Annotated in this window: 3 protein-coding genes and 1 rRNA gene (1 of these 4 running past the window's edge); 1 reads left to right on the top strand and 3 read right to left on the bottom strand. The window is 54.6% G+C overall.

Going from position 1 to position 6,318, the window contains the following annotated elements; genetic code table 11:
• From K1I37_RS09795 to K1I37_RS09785, 3 genes are all read right to left on the bottom strand, one after another.
• A 16S ribosomal RNA gene (locus tag K1I37_RS09795) occupies nucleotides 1–1,459 on the bottom strand (it extends 73 nt beyond the left edge of the window).
• Between the two features lie 521 nt (nucleotides 1,460–1,980).
• Complete coding sequence (locus tag K1I37_RS09790) at nucleotides 1,981–3,456, bottom strand: sedoheptulokinase (RefSeq protein WP_021298343.1); 1,476 nt, start codon at nucleotides 3,454–3,456, stop codon at nucleotides 1,981–1,983.
• 135 nt (nucleotides 3,457–3,591) lie between these two features.
• Nucleotides 3,592–4,707, bottom strand: a complete 1,116-nt coding sequence (locus tag K1I37_RS09785) for a Gfo/Idh/MocA family protein (protein ID WP_021298344.1) — start codon at nucleotides 4,705–4,707, stop codon at nucleotides 3,592–3,594.
• A 261-nt stretch (nucleotides 4,708–4,968) separates the two neighbouring features.
• Here K1I37_RS09785 and K1I37_RS09780 point away from each other — a divergent pair, with 261 nt between their 5' ends.
• The gene (locus K1I37_RS09780; RefSeq protein WP_021298345.1) at nucleotides 4,969–6,264 is read left to right on the top strand and encodes an amino acid permease; all 1,296 of its coding nucleotides are present in this window, start codon (nucleotides 4,969–4,971) and stop codon (nucleotides 6,262–6,264) included.
• Nucleotides 6,265–6,318 lie beyond the last annotated feature (54 nt).

Here is a 6,318-nt window from a genome sequence, read left to right as displayed (position 1 = left end):
TTCGGCGGCTGGCTCCATAACGGTTACCTCACCGACTTCGGGTGTTGCCGACTCTCGTGGTGTGACGGGCGGTGTGTACAAGGCCCGGGAACGGATTCACCGCGGCATGCTGATCCGCGATTACTAGCAATTCCGGCTTCATGCAGGCGAGTTGCAGCCTGCAATCCGAACTACGAACGGCTTTTTAGGTTTTGCTCCACCTCGCGGCTTCGCTTCCCGTTGTACCGCCCATTGTAGCACGTGTGTAGCCCAGGACATAAAGGGCATGATGATTTGACGTCATCCCCGCCTTCCTCCGACTTACGCCGGCAGTCACCTGTGAGTCCCCACCTCTACGTGCTGGTAACACAGATCAAGGGTTGCGCTCGTTGCGGGACTTAACCCAACATCTCACGACACGAGCTGACGACAACCATGCACCACCTGTCTCCTCTGCCCCGAAGGGAAGGTACATCTCTGCACCGGTCAGAGGGATGTCAAGCCCTGGTAAGGTTCTTCGCGTTGCTTCGAATTAAACCACATGCTCCACTGCTTGTGCGGGCCCCCGTCAATTCCTTTGAGTTTCAGTCTTGCGACCGTACTCCCCAGGCGGAGTGCTTATTGGGTTTCCTTCGGCACTGGGGTGTGTCCCCCCAACACCTAGCACTCATCGTTTACGGCGTGGACTACCAGGGTATCTAATCCTGTTTGCTCCCCACGCTTTCGTGCCTCAGCGTCAGTCACTGTCCAGCAAGGCGCCTTCGCCACTGGTATTCCTCCACATATCTACGCATTTCACCGCTACACGTGGAATTCCCCTTGCCTCTCCAGCACTCAAGTCATGCAGTTTCCAAAGCAATCCCAAGGTTGAGCCTTGGACTTTCACTTCAGACTTACACAACCGCCTACGCACGCTTTACGCCCAGTGATTCCGGACAACGCTTGCCCCCTACGTATTACCGCGGCTGCTGGCACGTAGTTAGCCGGGGCTTCCTCACTCGGTACCGTCTCACAAGGAGCTTTCCACTCTCCTTGTCGCTCTCCCCGAGCAACAGAGCTTTACAACCCGAAGGCCTTCTTCGCTCACGCGGCGTTGCTCCGTCAGGCTTGCGCCCATTGCGGAAGATTCCCTACTGCTGCCTCCCGTAGGAGTCTGGGCCGTGTCTCAGTCCCAGTGTGGCCGGTCACCCTCTCAGGTCGGCTACGCATCGTCGCCTTGGTGAGCCGTTACCTCACCAACTAGCTAATGCGCCGCGGGCTCCTCTCTCAGCGATGCAGTTGCATCTTTCAACACAAGTAGATGCCTACCCGTGTATTATCCGGCATTAGCACCCGTTTCCGAGTGTTATTCCAGTCTGAAAGGCAGATTGCCCACGTGTTACTCACCCGTCCGCCGCTAGCCCCGAAGGGCTCGCTCGACTTGCATGTATTAGGCACGCCGCCAGCGTTCGTCCTGAGCCAGGATCAAACTCTCAAAAAATGGCGTTGTTACATATGTTTCAATCGTCGCTGTGACCAAAGGTCACGTCGACCGAAACTTTTAGGCGTGTGTGTTCAGTTTTCAAGGAACCAAACCTGCTGTGAAAGCCCCACTGAAGCTGATTCAACGAGGAACCAGATGAAGTGATTCTTTCAAGCAAGTGCCGCTTCTATCGAAGCAGCCTAAGTACTATATCACGAACTGATGTTCGTTGTCACTGGTAAGTTTTTCATCCCCGGTCATCGCCGAAGTGTTGACTCCGAGATGACATCCTACGACCTCGACGATACGTCCAACCATCACTCAAATCCACACTTGGAGCGAAGTGATGAGATAACTTGTCGGCGTCGAACACCGTGAAGTGACGATGAGTAATATAGCATAGAGTGATCGAAATGGGCAATAGAATTTTGTTCCATATCCGCTCCCTATCGAAGACGAATCCTGTCGAGGCGATATATGCTGCCTTCTGTGACTCTCGGCTACACCCGCCTGCGACTGCTCAGCGCCACGCGATACACTCACAGGTCCCTCAGAGATTCATCCACCCACTCGGCGTTGGCGTAGTGAATTGCGCTAGTCATCTCGTCAAACGATGAGAAACATTCAATCGCCTTGCCGCCACACAGCGCTGCGCCGACAGCAGCCTCTTCCTGATGGCGCGGAACAAGCAATGATTGACCAAATGCCTCGGCCATCAACTGGGCCATATACGGACTCTTGCGAATGGCGTTGCCTGCGCCCACCAGGTGCCGGATGCTTGATCGCAGTGCGCTCGGCAACTGCTGATAATACTCAAACAGCTCAGAGACTACGCCGTGCAAAACGCCCATCATGAGATCGACTGGCGTGAAATTATCCACACCAATGTTCGTCATGGCGCCGCGCTCCTCTGGCGATTGTCTCGTTCCAAAAAACTTCGGCGAGACCTGTAACGTCGTATGCGACGGACGTTCCCCCATGTAAGGGCCAAGCTTGCGCTCCGAGATGTACTCGGCTCCGCGCGTGACTTTCTGCAGTGCATGCTCCATCGTTTCGTACAAGGATGCTGGAACGGATGCGCCAAACAACTCGAGTACTTGCCGAAAAAACGACTCCACAAGTGCGTACGCGCCGCCCCCGCTCAACGTCGCCCCCACAAGCAAGTAGTGGTGAAAGAGAAATGGTCGCGTCTCAAACCCTTCGACAACCATGTACTCCGGCACCATCAGGGAAACCTGCGCGCCCGTTCCCACGTTCACCAATAACGTATCGGCGAGCGATCGAACCGAGCCAAGGTGAGCAGCCTGATTGTCACCGATGGCGTTTGTCACGGCAATCCCGTCACGCGTCCGACCAATCACACTGCATGAAGGTGCGATTTCCGGAATGAACGACAACTGAATCCCCGCGTTGCCAAGTGCCTCGACATCGAATGTGAGACGGCGCTCGTCAAAGAGACCCAACGATGCAGCAAGCGTTACGTCCGTTACCGGCCGGGACAAGCCACTTAAACGCATGGTGACGTAGTCGGCAATGGTGCAGAGAACCGCCGCGTCTGTTGGCACCTGCTGCTCGAGCACGTGTGCATAATGCGTCAATAAACCGTACCCACTCGGCACTCGGTAACCCGTCCGCTCATAGAGGGAATCCGCATAGGTCATCTCCCCCTTGTAGATACGCGTCCCCAGGTTGTTCCGCCACGTGTACAACGGGCTCACCGGCATCCCCTGCGCATCTAAATAGACAATGCCATGCATTTGCCCGGACACACCAATGGCCCCGATTTCCCTGTGCCGCTGCAGTGTCTCTGACAAGATGTCCTCCACAATGTGCATGATACGATTTGCATCCTGCAGTTCATCTTCTGCTCGAATCACAAGTTGACTATCGTTCGCCCGCGTCACCGTATCTACGATCCCGCTAACCGCCGTATCCACCACGACACCGCAAATCGACGTCGTGCCCACGTCGATGCCCAACAGCTTCACCGCTTCATCCCCTACTTCCGCGTCCATCGCCGCAAAGTCTCGTCCTTCACTTTACAACACTCGCCGCTACGGACTAAAGATAGGCGACGAGAAAAACCAAAAACGGGCGCCATTGCGCCCGCCACTTCTATGTTACAGTTATCCTGTGCCCTTCACCCGACCTCACTTGACGCCGAGGGTCAAGCGCAAAGCTTGTTCATCAAAACCGACTGAAAAAGAAGCCGGTCTATCGCAACGCGATTGCACGTCATAGTGCCGACCCGATTGCGCAGAAACGTGAATGCCTTCCATCAGTTCAACAATGTGCAGCGCCAGTTCGCCACTTGCGCGATGTGGTCTGCCTTTGCGAACCGCATCGACCATGTCGGCTACAGCCAGCCCGCGGCTGTTCTCCTCGAACCCAAATAGGTGCGCGACCTCGCTCCACGCCGTTGCACTCTTCCGGCGCACCCGTACGCTGCCAGTGAAATAATTCGGATCCGGCACACTCAACGTCCCCTCCGTCCCATAAATTTCGATTCGCGGAAGCTCAGCGTGCCACACGTCAAACGACGTGACGATGGTTCCAATTGCACCTTGTTCAAATTCCAGCAGGCCCGTCACATGTGTCGGCACATTCACGGGAATCTTCTCACCAAATCTCGATGTGGTCGTAATGGTGCGCTCTGGGAACGTCACCTGCGTCAGGCCAGTGAGTCGCCGCACAGGCCCCAATAAATTGACGAGCGCCGTGAGGTAATACGGCCCCATATCAAACATCGGGCCGCCGCCAGGCTGGTAGAAGAAATCTGGGTTCGGGTGCCACGACTCCACTCCGTGCCCGACCATGAATGCGGTTGCAGCGACCGGTTTGCCAATCCAACCATCGTCTATCAATTTTCTGGACGTCTGCAAGGCACTCCCGAGAAACGTATCCGGGGCTGCACCAACGCGAAGGTTCTTCTCTTTCGCTAGAGCCAATAGCGATAACCCTTCTTCCAAGTTGAGGGCCAATGGCTTCTCCGAATGAACGTGCTTGCCAGCCTGCAGCGCGCTCATGGACACATTCGCGTGCGCACTCGGAACGGTCAAATTTATCACGAATTCGACGCCTTCATCTGCCAATAGTTCCTCGACGCTGCAGGCCTTCGGGATGCCAAATTGCTCAGCGCGGCTCTTCGCGCGGGAAACGTCGAGATCGGCACAGGCGACCACGTCCAAGCCAAATGCCAAACAGTTCTTAAAATAAAATTCACTAATGTTGCCACAGCCGATAATGCCTACCTTTGCACGCTCCATACACACGTCCTCCTTTGCCGAAACCGCTTGCACAACCAACCGATTGCCTGGTGCTCCCGCGGTATTCCGCATCACTCTGCCTTAATTAGTCTACTCGTTATACAAAAGAAGACAACGCTTATCCTGTATTTTCTGAAGTTTCGATGTCGCCGCGTTTTTCGGCGATCCGATAATCTCCACCCGATTGTAGTACAATAAACGGCGCCACCAAGAGCCTATACATCAAACAAAGGCTCAGGTATGGAGAGGAGATTCGAAGCGTTGAGTAAATCAGATTCAAACCTGGCGCGAAACCTCAAATCGCGTCACATCCTCATGATGGCGCTCGGCGGCACCATCGGAGCTGGGATATTTCAAGGAAGCAGTTCATCCATTCACATCGCAGGTCCAAGTGTACTCATCACCTACCTCATCGGGGGACTCATTCTCTTGGTCGTGATGCGCGGACTCGCCGCCATCGCACTGCGATATCCACAGGCCACCACGATTAAAGGGCTGATTGAGCCTATCCTAGGGCCCTTCGCAGGCTATGTCGCCGGTTGGATTTACTGGCTCGACTGGGTTCTCGTCATGGCGGCCGAGACCGCAGCAGCGAGCACCTTTTTGCAGTACTGGTTTCCCTCAGTTCCACTATGGGTATTGGCACTGCTGGTCGCTACCGCAATGACCATTCTCAATTTAACGCCTGTCCGCATCTTCGGAGAGACAGAGTATTGGCTCGCAGCCGTCAAGATTGTGACATTATCCTTGTTCATCATTTTTGGCGCCATTGTCCTTGCCACTCGATACTCAGGCAGTCGAATCAGCGACAACTTAGTTGGACACGGAGGCTTTTTCCCGCATGGTATCGGCGGAGTCGCAGCGGCCATGCTGGTGGTCATGTTTTCATTTGGCGGGATCGAAATGATTGGTATGACGCTCGGGGAAACGGAGAATCCAGAACAAACCATCCCTCGCGCCGCACGCAACGTCATTGTTCGGATTTTGCTATTTTACCTATTGCCGATTGCCGTGATTGTGTGTCTTATCCCGTGGTCGCAAGTCGGCGGTACACAAAGTCCATTTGTCATGGTCTTTTCGCAGATTGGCATTCCATACGTCGGCGGAATCATGAACTTTGTCATGCTCACAGCCGTACTCTCCGCCATCAATACAGGGATGTACGCAACAAGCCGGATGCTGTACACGCAAGCGATGGACGGGTTTGTGCCCAAGCTCTTCCGCAAGACCAACCAACACAACGTACCTGTGACGGCCTTATTATTTAGCACCATCTTTCTGTACGTAGGCGTCGCTGTCGCCTTTTTTGCAGGCAGCAACACGTTTAACGATTTGATGGTGATTCCTGGATACACGGTCATGATGGTCTGGATGCTCCTGCTCTTGAGTCAATGGCGGAACGCAGGTGCGAAACCGACAACCATCTTGGCCCTCGCCGCTCTTGTCGCCATCTTCATCGCGGTGATAGCCACCTCGGCTGTCGCGGGGACTATCGTCAGTTTTGGCTGCGTCGCCGTGATCGCCATCAGCTATCTGTTCACAAGAGCGAAATCTTGACGTACCGTTATCCGACGTCACGCGAGCAGATAATACCTACACAAATTGCGCCAA

This window comes from Alicyclobacillus acidoterrestris, from assembly GCF_022674245.1.
Taxonomy (GTDB): Bacteria; Bacillota; Bacilli; order Alicyclobacillales; family Alicyclobacillaceae; genus Alicyclobacillus; species Alicyclobacillus acidoterrestris.
Note: the sequence above shows the minus strand (reverse complement) of the source record. Positions and strands in the feature narration are given on the sequence as shown.

What these genes read in the sequence shown, in the direction of transcription:
- K1I37_RS09790 (WP_021298343.1), bottom strand. Translation starts at nt 3,456, where the DNA reads ATGGACGCGGAAGTAGGGGATGAAGCGGTGAAGCTGTTGGGCATCGAC.
- K1I37_RS09785 (WP_021298344.1), bottom strand. Translation starts at nt 4,707, where the DNA reads ATGGAGCGTGCAAAGGTAGGCATTATCGGCTGTGGCAACATTAGTGAA.